The following is a 17,033-nucleotide window of genomic DNA, read 5'->3' on the forward strand; positions in this document are numbered from 1 at the left end:
GTTCATGTAGTACGGGAAGCGGGAGGAGCAGCCGATGCCGGAGACGAAGACGATGTTCTCCTTGGCCAGGCCGAGTTCGGGCATGAAGCCCTGCACGGCGGCCAGGATGGCGTAGTCGCCGCAGCCGGGGCACCAGCGCACTTCCTGGTCGGACTTGAAGTCCTTCATGGTCTGCTTGGCGTCGGCCTTGGGCACCAGCGAGAGCAGGGTGCGCGCGATGCCGGCCGGCCCGGTCGCCCCGGGGGCCTCGGTCGCCTCGGTCACCTCAGTCATTGATGGCCTCCTTGAGAGCCGTGGCGAGCTGCTCGGCCTTGAACGGCATGCCGTTGACCTGGTTGTAGCTGTGCGCGTCGATGAGGTACTTGGCGCGGATGAGGGTGGCGAGCTGGCCGAGGTTCATCTCCGGGATGACGACCTTGTCGTAACCGCGCAGGACCTCGCCGAGGTTGGCGGGGAAGGGGTTGAGGTGGCGCAGGTGGGCCTGGGCGATGGCCTCGCCGGCGGTGCGCAGGCGGCGCACGGCGGCGGTGATGGGCCCGTAGGTGGAACCCCACCCGAGCACCAGGGTGCGGGCCCCGTCCGGGTCGTCGACGTCGAGGTCGGGCACGGTGATGTTGTCGATCTTGGCCTGGCGGGTGCGGACCATGAAGTCGTGGTTGGCCGGGTCGTAGGAGATGTTGCCCGTCCCGTCCTGCTTCTCGATCCCCCCGATCCGGTGCTCAAGACCCGGCGTGCCCGGGATCGCCCACGGCCGCGCCAGCGTGTGCGGATCACGCTTGTAGGGCCAGAACACCTCGGTGCCATCGGCCAGGGTGTGGTTGGGGCCGGTGGCGAACCGCACCCGCAGATCAGGCAGCTCGTCGGTCTCCGGCACCCGCCACGGCTCGGAGCCGTTGGCCAGGTAGCCGTCGGAGAGCAGGAACACCGGCGTGCGGTACTCCAGCGCGATCCGGGCCGCCTCCACCGCCGCGTCGAAACAGTCCGCCGGCGTACGCGGCGCGATCACCGGCACCGGCGCCTCGCCGTTGCGCCCGTACATCGCCTGCAGCAGATCCGCCTGCTCGGTCTTGGTCGGCAGCCCCGTCGAGGGCCCGCCCCGCTGGATGTCCACCACCAGCAACGGCAGCTCCAGCGACACCGCAAGGCCGATCGTCTCCGACTTCAGCGCCACCCCCGGCCCCGACGTCGTCGTCACCGCCAGCGACCCGCCGAACGCCGCCCCCAGCGCCGCCCCGATCCCGGCGATCTCATCCTCCGCCTGGAACGTGCGCACCCCGAAGTTCTTGTGCTTCGACAACTCGTGCAGGATGTCGGATGCCGGAGTGATCGGGTACGAGCCCAGGTACAGCGGCAGGTCCGCCAGCTGCCCCGCCGCCACCAGCCCATAGGACAGGGCCAGGTTCCCCGAGATGTTGCGGTACGTACCCGCCGGGAACGCCGTCGTGGCCGGCGCCACCTCGTAGGACACCGCGAAGTCCTCGGTGGTCTCCCCGAAGTTCCAGCCCGCCCGGAACGCCGCCACATTCGCCTCGGCGATCTCCGGCTTCTTCGCGAACTTCGTCCGCAGGAACCGCTCCGTACCCTCCGTCGGCCGGTGGTACATCCACGACAGCAGACCCAGCGCGAACATGTTCTTGCTCCGCTCGGCCTCCTTGCGCGACAGGCCGAACTCCTTCAACGCCTCGATCGTCAGCGTCGTCAGCGGCACCGCGTGCACGTGGTACGCCTCCAGCGAGCCGTCCTCCAGCGGACTGGTCGCGTACCCCACCTTCGCCATCGCCCGCTTGGCGAACTCATCGGTGTTGACGATCACCTCCGCACCGCGCGGCAGGTCCCCGATGTTCGCCTTCAACGCCGCCGGGTTCATCGCCACCAGCACGTTCGGCGCGTCACCCGGCGTCAGGATGTCGTGATCGGCGAAGTGCAACTGGAAACTCGACACACCCGGCAGCGTCCCGGCAGGCGCCCGGATCTCCGCCGGGAAGTTCGGCAGCGTCGACAGGTCATTGCCGAACGACGCCGTCTCCGACGTGAAACGGTCCCCCGTCAGCTGCATCCCGTCACCCGAGTCACCCGCGAACCGGATGACCACCCGATCAAGACGACGGACCTCTTTGTCGCCCTCGGGCCTGCGTTGCCCGACCACTGCCTCGTGCGACTCGTCGGCCTGCTCGGCCGGGCTACTGACCTGGCTGGTCACTGAACTGGACCTCCCTTGAGGCGGCTGTTCGGTGCGACCGGCCGACCGGTCGCCCAGGGCCCACCCTACGTCGGTAAGGGTCCCCTTCCCTGGGCTGCTCATATGATGGAACGTATTTTGAGACGCGCTTTTGTCGCTCTTCGTCACGATTGAACCGCCCCCCTGTCCCCCCGACGAAGACGTTTCCGACTCGTCCTTTGGTTCTAGGACCCGCTCCCGCCGTGTTCCGGCCCGGCGCCTGACGGGTGCCCATCAGGCGCCGGTCAATCAGCCGGTCAATCATCTGACAGAGTGTCAGAACCGGTGCGTCGCGTCTCGGGAACGCACGTCCCGGGCTCGCCCCGGGCCGAGTCCGGGCGGTTCTCAGGTGCCGTCCAGGCGCGTCCCGGCCGCGTCTCAGGAATTGATGTACGTGAGGACGGCGAGCACCCGGCGGTGGTCCCCGTCACTGGGCGAGAGCCCGAGCTTCAGGAAGATGTTGCTCACGTGCTTCTCGACCGCGCCGTCGCTCACCACGAGCTGCCGGGCGACCGCCGAGTTGGTCCGCCCCTCGGCCATCAGACCGAGGACCTCGCGCTCGCGCGGCGTCAGCCCCGCCAGCACGTCCTGCTTGCGGCTGCGGCCGAGCAGCTGGGCCACCACCTCGGGGTCGAGCGCGGTGCCGCCGCTCGCGACCCGCACCACCGCGTCCACGAACTCGCGCACCTCGGCGACCCGGTCCTTGAGCAGGTAGCCGACGCCACGGCTGTTCCCGGCGAGCAGCTCGGTGGCGTACTGCTCCTCCACGTACTGCGACAGGACCAGCACCCCGATGCCGGGGTGCTCCTTGCGCAGCCGCACCGCGGCCCGTACGCCCTCGTCGGTGTGCGTCGGCGGCATCCGCACGTCCGCGACCACCACGTCCGGCAGCTGTCCCTGGTCGGCGAGCTCGGCGACCGTCTTCACCAGCGCCTCGCCGTCGCCGACCCCGGCCACGACCTCGTGCCCGCGGTCGGTCAGCAGCCGGGTCAGGCCCTCCCGAAGCAGCACTGAATCCTCGGCGATGACCACCCGCACCCTGTCCTCCACGGCCCTGTCGTCCCCCATGTCCACGCACGTCCGGGGCGTTCCCGGCGCGGTGTCCCCAGCATCGCAGCATCCTGACCCGGATGGGCTCACGGAAGGCGAAGAGGGAGAAGAGGGAGGAGGGCTTCCGGCGGGCTTCCGGCCGCGACGACGAAGAACGGGCCGCCCGGCGGGCCGGGCGGCGGCTCAGGCGGTACGCCAGGGGAGCTCGGCGGTGACGGTGGTCGGGCCGCCCGCGGGGGAGTCCACGACCAGGATCCCGTCGACGGCGTCCAGCCGCTCGGTCAGCCCGGCGAGCCCGGACCCGGCCGAGGTGTCGGCGCCGCCGCGGCCGTTGTCCGAGACCTGGAGCAGCAGCCGGTCCCCGGCGCGCCAGACGTCGACGGTGGCGCGGCTCGCGCTGGAGTGCTTGCTGATGTTCTGGAGCAGCTCGGAGACGGTGAAGTACGCGATCCCCTCGATCGCCGGGACGGGCCGCGCGGGCAGGTCGACCTCGACCCGTACGGGCACGGTGCAGCGGGAGGCGACCGAGGACAGCGCCGCGTCGAGGCCCCGGTCCGTCAGGACCGCCGGGTGGATGCCCCGGGCCAGGTCCCGCAGCTCCTGCAGGGCGGTCTTCACCTCGCCGTGTGCCTCGGAGACCATGCGGGCCGCGGCCTGCGGGTCCTCGGTGAGCTTCTCCTTGGCCAGGCCCAGGTCCATGGCGAGGGCGACCAGCCGGGCCTGCGCCCCGTCGTGCAGGTCGCGCTCGATGCGGCGCAGGTCGGCGGCGGCGGTGTCGACGACGACGCCCCGGTCCGACTCCAGCTCGACGACGCGGGTGGCGAGCCGTGAGGGGGAGAGCAGACCGACGACCGCGAACCGGTCGACGGCGGCGAGGCCGCGGATGATCCAGGGCGTGACCAGGACGAACAGCAGGCCGACCGCGCTGGTCACACCGAGCTCGAAGGGCGAGTCGAGGTAGAGGTCGTGGGTCCCGTCGCCGTACAGCTGGATGCCGTCCTGGCCGGCGTAGGCGGGGAAGATCCACTGCCACAGCGGGTACGTGAAGAGGGACCAGCCGACCGTCCAGAAGACCACGGAGACGTTGAAGGCGAAGATCGCCCACGGCATGTGCAGCACCGCGTAGAGCAGGCTCCGCCAGGACTCGCCGCTCTTCAGGACGGCGCCGACCCAGGACATCAGCCCGCCGGTCCGCCCGCGCACCGGCGCGGGATCGGCGACGTCGGCCCCCAGCAGCGCCCGCGCCCGGGCCCGCTCCACGGCCCCGAAGCCCCGGCACATGACGAGCCCGCCGGCCAGGACGGGGATGCCCAGGAAGGTGATGAGGAGCCCGGCGCCGAGGCTGAACATGGTGATGGCGAAGGCGAAGTAGACGATGCTGAGCGGAAGGCTGAGCAGCAGGTACCCGAAGGCCCGCCAGGTCCGCCCCTCGAACGGCGCACGCAGCGCGGCGGGAATGCGGGGGCGTGCCGTTGCGGTGGCGATGGTCATGTCTCTTCTCTCTCCGCTGTCACTCCGTGGGCCGACACGTACAGCGTCGCGGAGAAGCAAGCCCGCTGACCATGAGGGAGGGGCCCGTAGTGGGTGGGGGGTTATCCCTACTGGGTGCGGGGGGTGAGCGGACGGGGACGGAGCCGGGGGACGAGGTGCCGGGTGCCCTACGGGGTGCAGGGGCGGAGCCCCGCAGGTGCCGCCGCTCCGTGTCGGGGTCCCCTACCGGGGTGCAGGGGCGGAGCCCCGCTGAGGGTGCGGGGGCGCAGCCCCCGCGACCACTACCCGCCCCTCCTACCGCCGGAGGCTTTCGGGAAGGGGCGGGGAGGGGCACCGAAGCCCCGCACCACCCCCACCCGCACCGCAACGGCCCCGCCCCCCGTACGGCAACCCCCGGGCGCCCCGCACACCACAAGGCCCCGGACGCCCCCGTACCCCGTACGGCAACCCCGGGGCCACGCCCCACCACCTCACCCCGCCCCCCACGGGCCCCACCCCCTACTCCCTCCCCCTCCACGGCAACTCCGCCGTCACCACCGTCCCGCCCCCCACCGGCGACTCCACCACGAACACCCCGTCCACCGCCCCCAACCGCTCCGCCAGCCCCCGCATCCCGCTCCCGGCCTCCGGCCGCGCCCCGCCCCGCCCGTCGTCCTCGACCCGCAGCACCACCCGGTCCCCGGACCGCCACACCTCGACGGCGGCCTGCCGCGCGCCGGAGTGCTTGCTGATGTTCTGGAGCAGCTCGGAGACGGTGAAGTACGCGATCCCCTCGATCGCCGCCGCCGGCCGCGACGACAGGTCCACCTCGACCCGTACGGGTACGGTGCACCGCGCCGCCACCGCCGACAGCGCCGCGTCCAGCCCCCGGTCCGTCAGGACCGCCGGGTGGATGCCCCGGGCCAGGTCCCGCAGCTCCTGCAGCGCCAGCTTCACCTCGCCGTGCGCCTCGGCCACCATCTCCGCCGCCGCGTCCGGGTCCTCGAGGACCTTCTCCTTGGCCAGGCCGAGCCCCATGGCGAGGGCGACCAGGCGGGCCTGCGCCCCGTCGTGCAGGTCGCGCTCGATGCGGCGCAGGTCGGCGGCGGCGGTGTCGACGACGACGCCCCGGTCCGACTCCAGTTCGGCGATCCGCCGCTCCAGCTCGTCGGACGGCGACAGCAGCCCGCGCGCCATGGCCCGGTCCACGTTGGACAGGCCCCGCACCACGTACCCGAGCACCGGCCACAGCACGAACAGCCCCGTCAGCGTCACCGCGAACGTCACCACGCACCACGGCAGCCGTACGAACGCGTACAGCACCGCCCGCCACGCCACCGGGTCCTTCACCCGCGACCACAGCCACCCGAAGAACCCGCCGCTGTGCGGCAACGGGCTCGGCTCGTCGATCCGCAGCCCCAGCAGGGACCGCGCCCGCCCCCGTTCGAGCCGGCCGAGCAGGCGCGCCCCGACCAGCCCGCCGGCCAGCATGGGCAGACCGATCACGGTGACCGAGAGGCCCACGCCCACGGACACCATGAACACCACGTAAACAAAGCCCAGGATCCCGAACGGCAGGTTCGCCAGGAGGTGCGCGATCTCCTTCCAGGTGCACCGGCCGAAGGCCATCCGCGCGGGCTCCGGCCCCCCGCCGGCCCCACCCTCGGCACCGCCACCCCCGCCGGACGGCACGGCAGACGCGGACGGCGTCGACGGTGCCGACGGCATGGAGGGCACGGAGGGCGCAGGGGGTGTCGGGGGCATCGGGGGCGTCGGGGACGCGGGTGTCGAGGACATGCTCGGGCTCATACCGTCCAGCGTGCCCCGACCGGAGATCGCCGCGCCATGGGGTGGATGGGTGGGGTGAAGTAGGGATAACCCCACCTGTCGGCCGTCACGACTTCCTACGGTCCCCTGAGCAGGCCCTAGACTCCCGTCCGTACATATCGACGAACGGTGCCGAGGGAGCGAGGAACGGACGTGCCGGAACTCACCGTACGAGCCGTACCCACCCCAGGGCCCACCCACGGGTCCCCCTCAGGGCCCCTCACCCTCGCGGCCGACTACTTCCACACGTACTCGGTCGTCGGCCTGCTCGCCGTCGTCGGCGTGCTCTTCGTCGCGGTCGCCTTCGGCGCCGGACGCCTGCTGCGGCCGGTGGTCCCCACCCCCGAGAAGCTCCTGACGTACGAGTGCGGAGTCGACCCGGTCGGCGAGGGCTGGGCCCACACCCAGGTCCGCTACTACGTCTACGCGTTCCTGTACGTGATCTTCGCCGTCGACTCGATCTTCCTCTTCCCCTGGGCGACCGTCTTCGCCGCCCCCGGCTACGGCGCCGCGACCCTCGTGGAGATGTTCGTCTTCCTCGGCTTCCTCGCCGTCGGCCTGCTCTACGCGTACAAGAAGGGCGTCCTGGCATGGACGTAACACCGGCCTCCCCCGACGCACAGCTCCCCACCACCCCGGTGGTCGCCGCCCCCGCCCCGGTGGACCTGCCCGCCCCCAAGCTGGGCGCGCTCGCCCGGCTCGCCCCCGAGCCGATGAAGGTGGTCCTGAACTGGGGCCGCCGCTACAGCCTCTGGGTCTTCAACTTCGGCCTCGCCTGCTGCGCCATCGAGTTCATCGCCGCCTCCATGGCCCGCCACGACTTCATCCGCCTCGGCGTCATCCCCTTCGCGCCCGGCCCGCGCCAGGCGGACCTGATGATCGTCTCCGGCACGGTGACCGACAAGATGGCCCCCGCCGTCAAGCGGCTGTACGAGCAGATGCCCGAGCCGAAGTACGTCATCTCCTTCGGCGCCTGCTCCAACTGCGGCGGGCCCTACTGGGACTCGTACTCCGTGACCAAGGGCGTCGACCAGATCATCCCCGTCGACGTCTACGTCCCCGGCTGCCCGCCCCGCCCCGAAGCCCTCCTCCAGGGCATCCTCAAGCTCCAGGAGAAGATCGCCCGCGAGTCGCTCGGCGAGCGCTACGGGAACGGCGGTCCGTCCGGCGCGGCCTCCGTCCCCCAGCTCACCAGCGGTCTGGTCACCCCGCCGCCGGCCCCCGGAGGCGACGCCCCGTGACCGCGCACACCGCGTACGACCGGCTCCCCGAGGCCGCCGCCGAGGTCTTCGGCGACGGCGCGACGGCCGAGCACGCCTACGACCTGCTCACCGTCGACGTGCCCGCCGCCTCCTGGACCACCGCCCTGGAGACCGCGCGCTCTGCCCTGGGCTGCACCTACTTCGACTGGCTCAGCGCCGTCGACGAGCCCGGCACCGGCTTCCGCGTGTGCGCGCACGTCGTCGCCCTCGGCGACGGCCGCGTCCGCCGCCTCCTCGTCCGTACGACCGTCCCGCACGAGGCCCCCGTCCTGCCCACCGCCGTGGGCGTCTACGCCGGTGCCGCCTGGCACGAGCGCGAGACCCACGAGATGTTCGGCGTCCGCTTCGAGGACCACCCCAACCTGGTGCCGCTGCTCCTGCCCGAGGCATTCGAGGGCCACCCGCTGCGCAAGGACTTCGTCCTCGCGGCCCGGGTCGCCAAGGCCTGGCCCGGCGCCAAGGAGCCGGGGGAGTCCGAGCACGGCGGGCCCAAGCGCCGCCAGATGCTCCCCCCGGGCGTCCCGGACCCCAACGAGTGGGGCCCCCTCAAGGGCCAACTCCCCGCCGCCCCGGCCCGCCCGGCCCGCACCCCGCGCGCCGCGGGCGACCGCCCGGTCCGCCGCACCCGCACGGCAGCGGACGGCTCCACCACCCAGCCCCCCACCCCGGACACCCCGGCAGCGACGTCCCCGGCGACGTCCCCGGCCACCGACGCCCCGGCCCCGGTCACGGGCGCCCCGGCGGAGGCCCCCGCGGCCCGTCCGCCTCGCCGCACCCGCACCGCCTCCCAGGGCAGCGCCAGCCAGCACCCCGCCCCGGACGCCCCCGAAGCCCGGCCCGCCCCGGACCCGACGGACCCGGCGGACACGGCGGCGGCCCCGGCGGACGGGTCAAGCACGGCGGGCACGACCGACGGATCAAGCACGCCGGACACAGCGGGCGCGCCGGGGACTACGGGCACGCCGGGCGCGACGGAAGGCCAGGCGCCCCCGGCCGCCCCGCGCGGCCCGCGCCGCAACCGCACCGCCGGCGGCGGCTCGGCGAGCCAGCGCGGTACGGAGCCGACGCCCCCGGCCCCCGACGCCCCCACCGGCACCGGCGCCACCTCCCCGCCCCCGCGCACCCGCAGCAGCGACGCCCCCTGGCACCACGCCCGCCCGGCCTTCGAGGACACCCCGAAACCACCCCCGCCCCCGGCCCCCGAGCCCGCCGAGCCCCGGACGGGCACCCCGGACGCCGAGCCCAGCGCGCCCACCGAACCCCGGACCACCGACCCGGAGGCCAGGCCCCAGCCCACCGACCCGGTGACCAAGCCCCAGGCCACCGACCCGGACGCCAAGCCCCGGACCACCGACCCGGACGCCAGGCCCACCACCCCCGACGACGGCCCCACCACCCCCGACGCTCCCCACACCCCTGACACCCCCGGAGGCGACCCCGCGTGAACGACGCTCTCGACGTCGCCCTCCGGCTCGTCATCGTCTTCGCCGTCTTCCTGGTCCTGCCGCTCGTGGTCGGCCAGACCGAGCACAAGGTGATGGCCCACATGCAGGGCCGCCTCGGCCCCATGTACGCGGGCGGCTTCCACGGCTGGGCCCAGCTCGTCGCGGACGGCGTGAAGTTCGCGCAGAAGGAGGACGTGGTCCCGGCTGGCGCCGACCGCCGCGTCTTCCAGCTCGCCCCCGCCGTCGCCCTGCTCCCGTACCTCCTCGTGCTCGTCGCCATCCCGGTCGGCCCCGGCGAGGGCGCGGTCGGCCAGGTCGTGGACGCGGGCATCTTCTTCGTGCTCGCCGTCATGGGCGTCGGCGTGCTCGGCTCGCTGATGGCCGGCTGGGCCTCCGCGAACAAGTTCTCCCTCCTCGGCGGCCTGCGCACCGCCGCCCAGCTCCTGGCGTACGAGCTGCCCATGCTGCTCGCCGCCGCCTCCGTCGCGATGGCCGCCGGCACGGTCTCGCTGCCCGGCATCGTCGACGCCTTCGAGTGGTGGTGGCTGCCCTGGCAGGTCATCGGCGCCCTGGTCTTCTTCGTGGCCGGCCTGGCCGAGCTCCAGCGTCCCCCCTTCGACATGCCCGTCGCCGACTCCGAGATCATCTTCGGCGCGTACACCGAGTACACGGGCCTGCGCTTCGCCCTCTTCCTGCTGGCCGAGTACGCCGGCATCGTCGTCCTCTGCGGCCTCACCACCGTCCTGTTCCTGGGGGGCTGGCACGGCCCCCTCGGTGCCGACGGCCTCGGCTGGGTGTGGACCCTGCTGAAGACCGCCGTCCTCGCCTTCGTGGTCATCTGGCTGCGCGTCAGCTATCCGCGGCTGCGCGAGGACCAGCTCCAGAAGCTGGCCTGGACGACCCTCATCCCGCTCGCCCTCGCGCAGATCGCGCTCACCGGAATCGTGAAGGTGGCGATCAACTAGTGGCCCCGATCCCCGGCAGCGGCCTGGCCAAGGGCCTCGCCGTCACCCTCCGCACGATGACGCGCAGGACCGTCACCGAGCAGTACCCCGAGGTCCAGCCCGAACTCCCGCCCCGCACGCGCGGCGTGATCGGCCTGTTCGAGGAGAACTGCACGGTCTGCATGCTGTGCGCCCGCGAGTGCCCCGACTGGTGCATCTACATCGACTCGCACAAGGAGACGGTCCCCGCGGCCGTCCCCGGTGGCCGCGAGCGCAGCCGCAACGTCCTCGACCGCTTCGCCATCGACTTCTCGCTCTGCATGTACTGCGGTATCTGCATCGAGGTCTGTCCTTTCGACGCGCTGTTCTGGTCGCCCGAGTTCGAGTACGCGGAGACCGACATCCACGAGCTCACCCACGAGCGGGACAAGCTCCGCGAGTGGATGTGGACGGTCCCGGCACCGCCCGCCCTCGACCCCGCGGCCGAGGAGCCCAAGGAGGTCGCGGCCGCCCGCAAGGCCGCCGAGAAGCTCGCCGCCGCCCAGGCGGAGGCCACCCCGGCCGCCACCACCGCCACCGCGGCCCCGGCCGCCCCCACCGGCCCGACGGCCACGCCCGCCACCCCGGCCGACCCCGCCACCCCGGCCGGCCCCGCCGCCCCGGCCGGCCCGTCGAACCCCGCCCCGCGCGACGGGGAGCAGGGAGGCGAGTCGTGAGCGCGAGCCTGGCAGCCGGAGCGCACGGCTTCCTCTCCCCGAGCGGCGTCGAGATCGCCTTCCTCCTCGTCGGCCTGGTCACCCTCGGCGCGGCCGTCATCACGGTCACGACCAAGCAGCTGGTGCACGCCGCCCTCTGGCTGGTCGTGGCCCTCGGCGGCCTCGCCGTCGAGTACCTGCTCCTCACGGCCGAGTTCATCGCCTGGGTCCAGGTGCTGATCTACGTCGGTTCCGTCGTGGTCCTCCTCCTCTTCGGCCTCATGCTGACCCGCGCGCCCATCGGCCGGTCCCCGGACGCCGACTCCGGCAACCGCCCGGTCGCCCTCGCGGTCGCCCTCGCCGCCGCTGCCGCCCTGGTCTGGGTGGTCGTCGACGCGTTCCGCACGACCTGGATCGACCTGGACGGCCCCGCCCAGGGCTCCACCAAGGTGTCCGGCGAGATCCTCTTCCGGCACTGGGTGCTGCCCTTCGAGGCGCTCTCCGTCCTGCTGCTGGCCGCCCTGGTCGGCGCGATCGTCCTGTCCCGCAAGAACCCCGCCGAGGGCTCCGGCGCGGCCTCCGACGCCGCCTCCGGCGACAAGGAGCGGCGCTGATGCACCTCGCCTACCCCGCGGTCCTCGCGGCCCTGCTGTTCTGCACCGGTCTGTACGGCGTGCTGGCCCGGCGCAACGCGATCCTGGTCCTGATGTCCGTCGAGCTGATGCTCAACGCCGTCAACCTCAACCTCGTCGCCTTCGACGTCTGGCTCCGCGACACCCTGCACGCCGGCCAGGCGCTGACCCTCTTCACCATCGCCATCGCCGCCGCCGAGATCGGCATCGGCCTGGCGATCGTGCTGATGGTCCACCGCAACCGCGGCACCGCCGACGTCGACAAGCTGCGCGACACCGCCGAGGCCCCCGGCGACGCCGACCCGGACGACGACCCCGACGGGCCCCCCGCCGCAGCCGCCGACGAGAAGGCCGAGGCCACCGCGTGACCACCACGACCCTCGCCGTACTCGTCCCCCTCCTTCCCTTCCTCGGCGCCGCCGCCGGCCTGCTGCTCGGCCGCACCGCCCCCGGTTTCGTCCGCCCCCTCGCGGTCCTGCCCACGGTCGCCGCGTTCGCGCTGGCCGTGCTGGTCGCCGTCCGCCAGGGCGGGAACGCGGCGGTCGACGCCGCCACCCAGCTGACCCCGACCGGCTCGGTCCCCATCGACCTGGCCCTGCACATCGACGGCTTCGCCGCGCTGGTCGCCGTCCTGGTCGGCCTGGTCGCGTCCTGCGTGCAGATCTACTCGACGGGCTACCTGCGCGACGACCCGCGCTACCCCTCGTACGCCGCCCTCGTCTCGCTGTTCACCTCCGCGATGCTGCTCGTCGTCTACTCCGGCGACCTGATGGTGCTGCTGGTCGGCTGGGAGATCATGGGCATCTGCTCGTACTTCCTCGTCGGCCACTACTGGGAGACCCCCGAGGCGCGGGCCGCCTCCCTGAAGGCCTTCCTGGTCACCAAGCTCGGTGACGTCCCCTTCCTGATCGGTCTGTTCGCGCTGGCCGCCGACGCCGGCACGTTCCGCATCACCGGCGTCCTCGGCGCGGTCGCCTCGGGCGGCCTGGACCACCCGACGCTGGTCGCCCTGCTGCTCCTGGCCGGCGTGGCGGGCAAGTCGGCGCAGTTCCCGCTGCACACCTGGCTGCCCGACGCGATGGCCGGCCCCACCCCGGTCTCCGCGCTGATCCACGCCGCCACGATGGTCGCGGCGGGCATCTACTTCGTGGCCCGGCTGCTCCCGGTCTTCGCCGCCTCCGGCGCCGCCCTCACGGTCCTGGCCGTGATGGCCGCGGTGACGATGGTCGGCTCGGGCCTGTCCGCCCTCGCCCAGGACGACATCAAGCGCGTCCTCGCCTACTCGACCATCGGCCAGCTCGGCTACATGGCCGGGGCCCTGGCCGTCGGCGACCGGGGTGCCGCCGTCTTCCACCTCCTCTCGCACGGCGCCTTCAAGGCCCTGCTCTTCCTCGCGGCGGGCGTGGTCATCCACGCCGCCGGCACCAACTCGCTGGCCGCCATGTCCCGCATGAGCGGCCTGGCCAAGCGGATCCCGGACGCCTACTGGACGATGACCGTCGCCCTGCTCGCGCTCGCCGCCATCCCCCCCTTCGCCGGCTTCTTCTCCAAGGAAGCCGTCCTGGTGGCCGCCGAACACACCGCCCTCGGCGACCGGGCCACCGCCCCCGCGGCGGCCGGCTGGATCGTCCTGGTCGCGGCGCTGCTCGCGGCCCTGCTCACCGCCGCGTACGCCACCCGGCTGTGGCTGCTCGCCTTCCGGGGCCGGGGCGCCGAGGCCCCCGACCACGGCCGCCAGCCCGTCGCGATGAACGCCGTGCTCTGGCTCCTCGCGGTGCCCTCGCTCGCCTTCGGCCTGGCCGTCGGGTACCTCGACGACTGGTTCGACGGCCACGCGCTGACCCCCACCGTGACGACCGGCGTCCTCGGCACCGGTGCCGCCCTGGTCGGCGGCCTGGTCACCTACGCCACCTGGCGCCAGACCAGCGCCCTCGCCGCCCGCACCCCGCTCGGCGCCGTCGCCGCGAACCCCGGGGGCGACGGGTCCCTGGTCGAGGCCGAGGCCATCGCCAGCCACACCCCCGCGTACGGGAACGTGGCGAGCGCCCCCGACCCGGCGGACCCCGGCCGCCTGCTGCTCGGCCCGCTGCACGCCCCCGCGGCCGCCGGCTTCCACCTGGACGCCGTCTACACCGCCCTGTTCGTACGCCCCGTCCGGGCCGCGGCCTCACTGGTCCGCTTCCTGGACCGGGAGGTCGTCGACACGTACGTCAGGGGTTCGGGCACCGGCGCCAAGTGGCTGGGCCTGGCCGTGCGCCGCGCCCAGACCGGCAACGTGCAGACCTACCTCAGCGCCCTGCTCGCCGGCTCCGTCGTCCTGGCGATCGCCGCCGTCCTCGTCGCCGCCGGAGCGTGAGCCGTGATCGATATCAGCGAGTCCGTGATGCAGTTCCTCCTGGCGTTCCTCGTCGCCGGGCCGCTCCTGGGCGCCGTCGCCGCCCTGCTGCCCGCCCCGCCCGGACTGAGGGGGAAGTCGCCCGACCAGGCCGTGCTGCGCCACGGCGTGACCGTGACCGGCGCGCTCCTGGTGGCCGCCGTGGTCCTGGCGCTCGGCTTCGACCACGACCACCCGTCGCGGATGCAGGCGGTGACCGACGTCAGCTGGATCCCCGCGCTGGACGTGCGCGTCCACCTGGGTGTCGACGGCATTTCCCTCCCCCTCCTGGTCCTGACCGCGCTGCTGACCTTCCTCTGCGCGCTCCACAGTTACTTCAAGCCGCCCGCGGGCCCGTCCCCGAAGGCGTTCGTCGCCCTGCTGCTCGTGCTCGAATCGGGCACGATCGCTTCCTTCGCCGTCCTCGACCTGCTGCTCTTCTTCCTGGCCTTCGAGACGGTCCTGATCCCCATGTACTTCCTCATCGCCCGCTGGGGCGGTGAGCGGCGGCAGGCCGCCGCCTGGAAGTTCGTCCTCTACACGCTGCTCGGCTCGGTCGTGATGCTGCTCGGCCTCCTGCTCATCGGGCTGAAGTCCGGCACGTTCGACATGATGGCACTGGCCACTGACAACGGCCGGGGCCTGAGCACGTCGTTGCAGGTCACGGCGGTTCTGGCGATCGGGATCGGGCTCGCGGTCAAGGCCCCGATGTGGCCGTTCCACAGCTGGCTGCCGGACGCCCACACCGCCGCGCCCACGGTCGGCTCGGTGCTGCTCGCCGGCGTCCTGCTGAAGATGGGTACGTACGGATTCGTCCGGATCGTCCTGCCGGTCGCGCCCGACGGCATGCGCGTCTTCGCCCCCTACCTCGCGGCCTTCGCCGTGGTCGGGATCATCTACGGCTCGCTCGCCTGCCTCGCCCTGGCCCGCCCCGGCGCCAAGGGCGACCTCAAGCGGCTCATCGCCTACTCCTCCGTGGGCCACATGGGCTTCGTGCTCCTCGGCATCGCGACCATGACGCCCACCGGCGTCAACGGCGCGCTCTTCGCCAACATCGCCCACGGCCTGATCACCGGCCTGCTCTTCTTTCTGGTCGGCGCGGTCAAGGACCGCTACGGCACCGCCGACCTCGACACCCTCGCCGGAGCCACCGGCGCCGCCCTCTACGGCCGCGCCCCCCGCCTCGGCGGCCTGCTGGCCTTCGCCGCCGTCGCCTCGCTCGGCCTGCCCGGCCTCGCCGGGTTCTGGGGCGAGATGCTGGCCCTGTTCGGCGCCTTCGACCCGGCCGAGGGCCTCAGCCGCCCCGCCTTCCTCACCTTCATGGCCGTCGGCGGCGTCGGCACCCTGCTCACCGCCGCCTACCTCCTCCTCGTCGTCCGCCGCGTCTGCATGGGCGGCCCCCGCCCCGAGGGCGAGACCCGGATCGCCGACGTCCAGGCGTACGAGTTCGCCGCCTGGACCCCGCTGGCGGCCCTCACCGTCCTCGCCGGACTGTGGCCCGCGGTCCTCCTCGGCCTCACCGACCCGGCCGTGCAGAAGCTCCTCGCGGGAGGAAAGTCGTGACCACCGTTGCCGCGGGCCTCGTCCAGTCGGTCGACTGGCTGGCGATCGCGCCGCCGACCCTGACGGCGCTCGTCGCCCTGGCCGTGCTCGTCGCCGACCTGTTCGTGCCCGAGAGGAACAAGCAGCTCCTCGGCTGGACCGCGATCGGCGGCCTCGCCGCGGCCGCCGCCCTGCTCGTGCCCCTGCGCCGCGGCGACCGCTCCACCTTCTGCCTCACCGGCGACCCCGGCGTGTGCAGCTACACCGCCGACCACTTCACGCTGGTCATCCAGTTCCTGGTGCTCGGCGGCGCGCTGGTGACGGGGTTGCTCTCGCTCACCGAGACCCGCGAGAAGCTGCCCGCGGGCGAGTTCTGGTTCCTGCTGCTCTCCTCGGCCGCCGGGGCCGCCCTGCTGCCCGCCGCCCGCGACCTGGCCACGCTCGTCGTCGCCCTGGAGGTCGCCTCGCTGCCCGCCTTCGCGCTCGTCGGCCTCAAGCGCGGCGACCGCATGTCCAGCGAGGCCGCGCTCAAGTTCTTCCTGTCCTCCGTCACCGCCACCGCCGTCACCCTGCTCGGCGTCAGCTTCGTGTACGCGACGACCGGCACCCTGCACCTGACCGAGATCGCCCAGAACCTGGACGACGTGCCCGGACAGCTGCAGACCCTCGCCAAGGCGGGCGTCGCCCTGACCCTGGTCGGCTTCGCCTTCAAGACGGCCGCCGCGCCGTTCCACTTCTGGGTGCCCGACACCTACGCGGGCGCCCCGCTGCCGGTCGCCGCGTACCTCTCCGTCGTCGGCAAGGCGGTCGGCTTCACCGGCCTGATCCTGGTCACCGTCGTCGCCTTCCCGTCCTACGCCGACGTGTGGGGCCCGGCGCTCGCCGTCCTGGCCGCCCTGACGATGACCGTCGGCAACGTCGCGGCGCTGCGCCAGTCGACCACGCGCGCGTGGAGCGCGGTCCGGCTGCTCGCCTGGTCCTCCGTCGGGCAGGCCGGGTACCTGCTGGTGCCGATCGCCGCCGCCGCGTACTCCAGCGACGACCAGATCGGCTCCACCGTCGCGTACGCCCTGATGTACGCCGTCGTGAACCTCGGCGCCTTCACGGTCGCCGCCCTGGTGGCCCGTACGCACCCGAAGAACCGGATCGCCGACTACGCGGGCCTGTACGCCGCCCGCCCGGTCACCGCGCTCGCCATGGCCTTCTTCCTGCTCTGCCTGGCGGGATTGCCGCCCGGCATCATCGGCCTCTTCGCCAAGGTCACCGTGTTCTCCTCGGCCGTCGACGCGGGCCTCGGCTGGCTCGCCGTCCTGATGGGCGCCAACGTCGTCATCGCGCTCTTCTACTACCTGCGCTGGACGGCCGTCCTCTTCCGGACCCCGGCGCGAGCCCCGGAGGGCTCCGGTGAGGAATCCCTGACCGGGACCGGTTCCGGCACCGGCGAGACGGCCGCCGTACGCCACCGGGCGCCCGCCCCGCTGACCCTCGCGCTGATCCTGACCGCCACCGCGGGCGTGGTGCTCTCCGGGTACCCGCAGCTCGCCCTCCGGTTCGCAGCGACTACCCTCTTCTAG

At 73.2% G+C, this 17,033-nt stretch carries 14 protein-coding genes and 1 pseudogene; 10 read left to right on the plus strand and 5 right to left on the minus strand.

What is annotated here, in order from left to right; translation table 11 throughout:
• The 5 genes and pseudogenes from ABT160_RS25730 to ABT160_RS25750 form a co-directional block, all read right to left on the minus strand.
• A pseudogene (locus ABT160_RS25730) lies at nt 1-273 on the minus strand (2-oxoacid:ferredoxin oxidoreductase subunit beta); the annotation flags it as partial.
• Nucleotides 266-2,200: a 2-oxoacid:acceptor oxidoreductase subunit alpha gene (locus ABT160_RS25735; RefSeq protein ID WP_351650169.1), complete on the minus strand. Its 1,935-nt coding sequence runs from the start codon at nt 2,198-2,200 to the stop codon at nt 266-268. The pseudogene ABT160_RS25730 and the gene ABT160_RS25735, both read right to left, overlap by 8 nt.
• Nucleotides 2,201-2,596: 396 nt before the next feature.
• Nucleotides 2,597-3,286, minus strand: coding sequence for a response regulator (locus ABT160_RS25740; protein WP_351650170.1), 690 nt, complete (start codon nt 3,284-3,286; stop codon nt 2,597-2,599).
• Between the two features lie 165 nt (nt 3,287-3,451).
• Nucleotides 3,452-4,759 (minus strand): sensor histidine kinase, encoded by a 1,308-nt coding sequence (locus tag ABT160_RS25745; protein ID WP_351650171.1) that lies wholly within the window; start codon nt 4,757-4,759, stop codon nt 3,452-3,454.
• A gap of 498 nt (nt 4,760-5,257) precedes the next feature.
• Entirely contained in the window at nt 5,258-6,466 is a 1,209-nt protein-coding gene (locus ABT160_RS25750) for a sensor histidine kinase (protein WP_502984299.1), read from the minus strand.
• Between the two features lie 252 nt (nt 6,467-6,718).
• Here ABT160_RS25750 and ABT160_RS25755 point away from each other — a divergent pair, with 252 nt between their 5' ends.
• The 10 genes from ABT160_RS25755 to ABT160_RS25800 are packed head-to-tail and all read left to right on the plus strand — an operon-like array spanning nt 6,719 to nt 17,033.
• Nucleotides 6,719-7,165: an NADH-quinone oxidoreductase subunit A gene (locus ABT160_RS25755; protein WP_502984300.1), complete on the plus strand. Its 447-nt coding sequence runs from the start codon at nt 6,719-6,721 to the stop codon at nt 7,163-7,165.
• Nucleotides 7,156-7,806, plus strand: a complete 651-nt coding sequence (locus ABT160_RS25760; protein WP_351650173.1) for an NADH-quinone oxidoreductase subunit B — start codon at nt 7,156-7,158, stop codon at nt 7,804-7,806. Before ABT160_RS25755 ends, ABT160_RS25760 begins: the two co-directional genes overlap by 10 nt.
• A complete protein-coding gene (locus tag ABT160_RS25765) occupies nt 7,803-9,272 on the plus strand; it encodes an NADH-quinone oxidoreductase subunit C (RefSeq protein WP_351650174.1) in 1,470 nt (489 codons plus the stop codon). The genes ABT160_RS25760 and ABT160_RS25765 overlap by 4 nt, the downstream gene beginning before the upstream one ends.
• Nucleotides 9,269-10,237, plus strand: a complete 969-nt coding sequence (locus ABT160_RS25770) for a complex I subunit 1/NuoH family protein (RefSeq protein WP_351650175.1) — start codon at nt 9,269-9,271, stop codon at nt 10,235-10,237. Before ABT160_RS25765 ends, ABT160_RS25770 begins: the two co-directional genes overlap by 4 nt.
• Nucleotides 10,237-10,932 carry a NuoI/complex I 23 kDa subunit family protein gene (locus ABT160_RS25775; RefSeq protein WP_351650176.1) on the plus strand — a complete coding sequence of 232 codons (696 nt, stop codon included), beginning with the start codon at nt 10,237-10,239 and terminating at the stop codon, nt 10,930-10,932. Before ABT160_RS25770 ends, ABT160_RS25775 begins: the two co-directional genes overlap by 1 nt.
• Complete coding sequence (locus ABT160_RS25780) at nt 10,929-11,525, plus strand: NADH-quinone oxidoreductase subunit J family protein (RefSeq protein ID WP_351650177.1); 597 nt, start codon at nt 10,929-10,931, stop codon at nt 11,523-11,525. Before ABT160_RS25775 ends, ABT160_RS25780 begins: the two co-directional genes overlap by 4 nt.
• Nucleotides 11,525-11,911, plus strand: coding sequence for an NADH-quinone oxidoreductase subunit NuoK (gene nuoK / locus ABT160_RS25785; protein WP_351650178.1), 387 nt, complete (start codon nt 11,525-11,527; stop codon nt 11,909-11,911). The genes ABT160_RS25780 and nuoK overlap by 1 nt, the downstream gene beginning before the upstream one ends.
• The gene (locus ABT160_RS25790) at nt 11,908-13,899 is read left to right on the plus strand and encodes an NADH-quinone oxidoreductase subunit 5 family protein (RefSeq protein WP_351650179.1); all 1,992 of its coding nucleotides are present in this window, start codon (nt 11,908-11,910) and stop codon (nt 13,897-13,899) included. The genes nuoK and ABT160_RS25790 overlap by 4 nt, the downstream gene beginning before the upstream one ends.
• 27 nt (nt 13,900-13,926) lie before the next feature.
• Complete coding sequence (locus ABT160_RS25795) at nt 13,927-15,480, plus strand: NADH-quinone oxidoreductase subunit M (RefSeq protein ID WP_351650253.1); 1,554 nt, start codon at nt 13,927-13,929, stop codon at nt 15,478-15,480.
• On the plus strand, nt 15,477-17,033 hold the full coding sequence (locus ABT160_RS25800) for an NADH-quinone oxidoreductase subunit N (RefSeq protein WP_351650180.1): 1,557 nt from the start codon (nt 15,477-15,479) through the stop codon (nt 17,031-17,033). Before ABT160_RS25795 ends, ABT160_RS25800 begins: the two co-directional genes overlap by 4 nt.

It is taken from the genome of Streptomyces sp. NPDC001941 (genome assembly GCF_040296945.1).
Lineage (GTDB): Bacteria > Actinomycetota > Actinomycetes > Streptomycetales > Streptomycetaceae > Streptomyces.

Bases quoted from the DNA above. Each gene is read 5' to 3' on its own strand.
- ABT160_RS25740 (WP_351650170.1), bottom strand. From the start codon at position 3,286: ATGGGGGACGACAGGGCCGTGGAGGACAGGGTGCGGGTGGTCATCGCC.
- ABT160_RS25745 (WP_351650171.1), bottom strand. From the start codon at position 4,759: ATGACCATCGCCACCGCAACGGCACGCCCCCGCATTCCCGCCGCGCTG.
- ABT160_RS25750 (WP_502984299.1), bottom strand. From the start codon at position 6,466: ATGCCGTCGGCACCGTCGACGCCGTCCGCGTCTGCCGTGCCGTCCGGC.
- ABT160_RS25760 (WP_351650173.1), top strand. From the start codon at position 7,156: ATGGACGTAACACCGGCCTCCCCCGACGCACAGCTCCCCACCACCCCG.
- nuoK (WP_351650178.1), top strand. From the start codon at position 11,525: ATGCACCTCGCCTACCCCGCGGTCCTCGCGGCCCTGCTGTTCTGCACC.
- ABT160_RS25795 (WP_351650253.1), top strand. From the start codon at position 13,927: ATGCAGTTCCTCCTGGCGTTCCTCGTCGCCGGGCCGCTCCTGGGCGCC.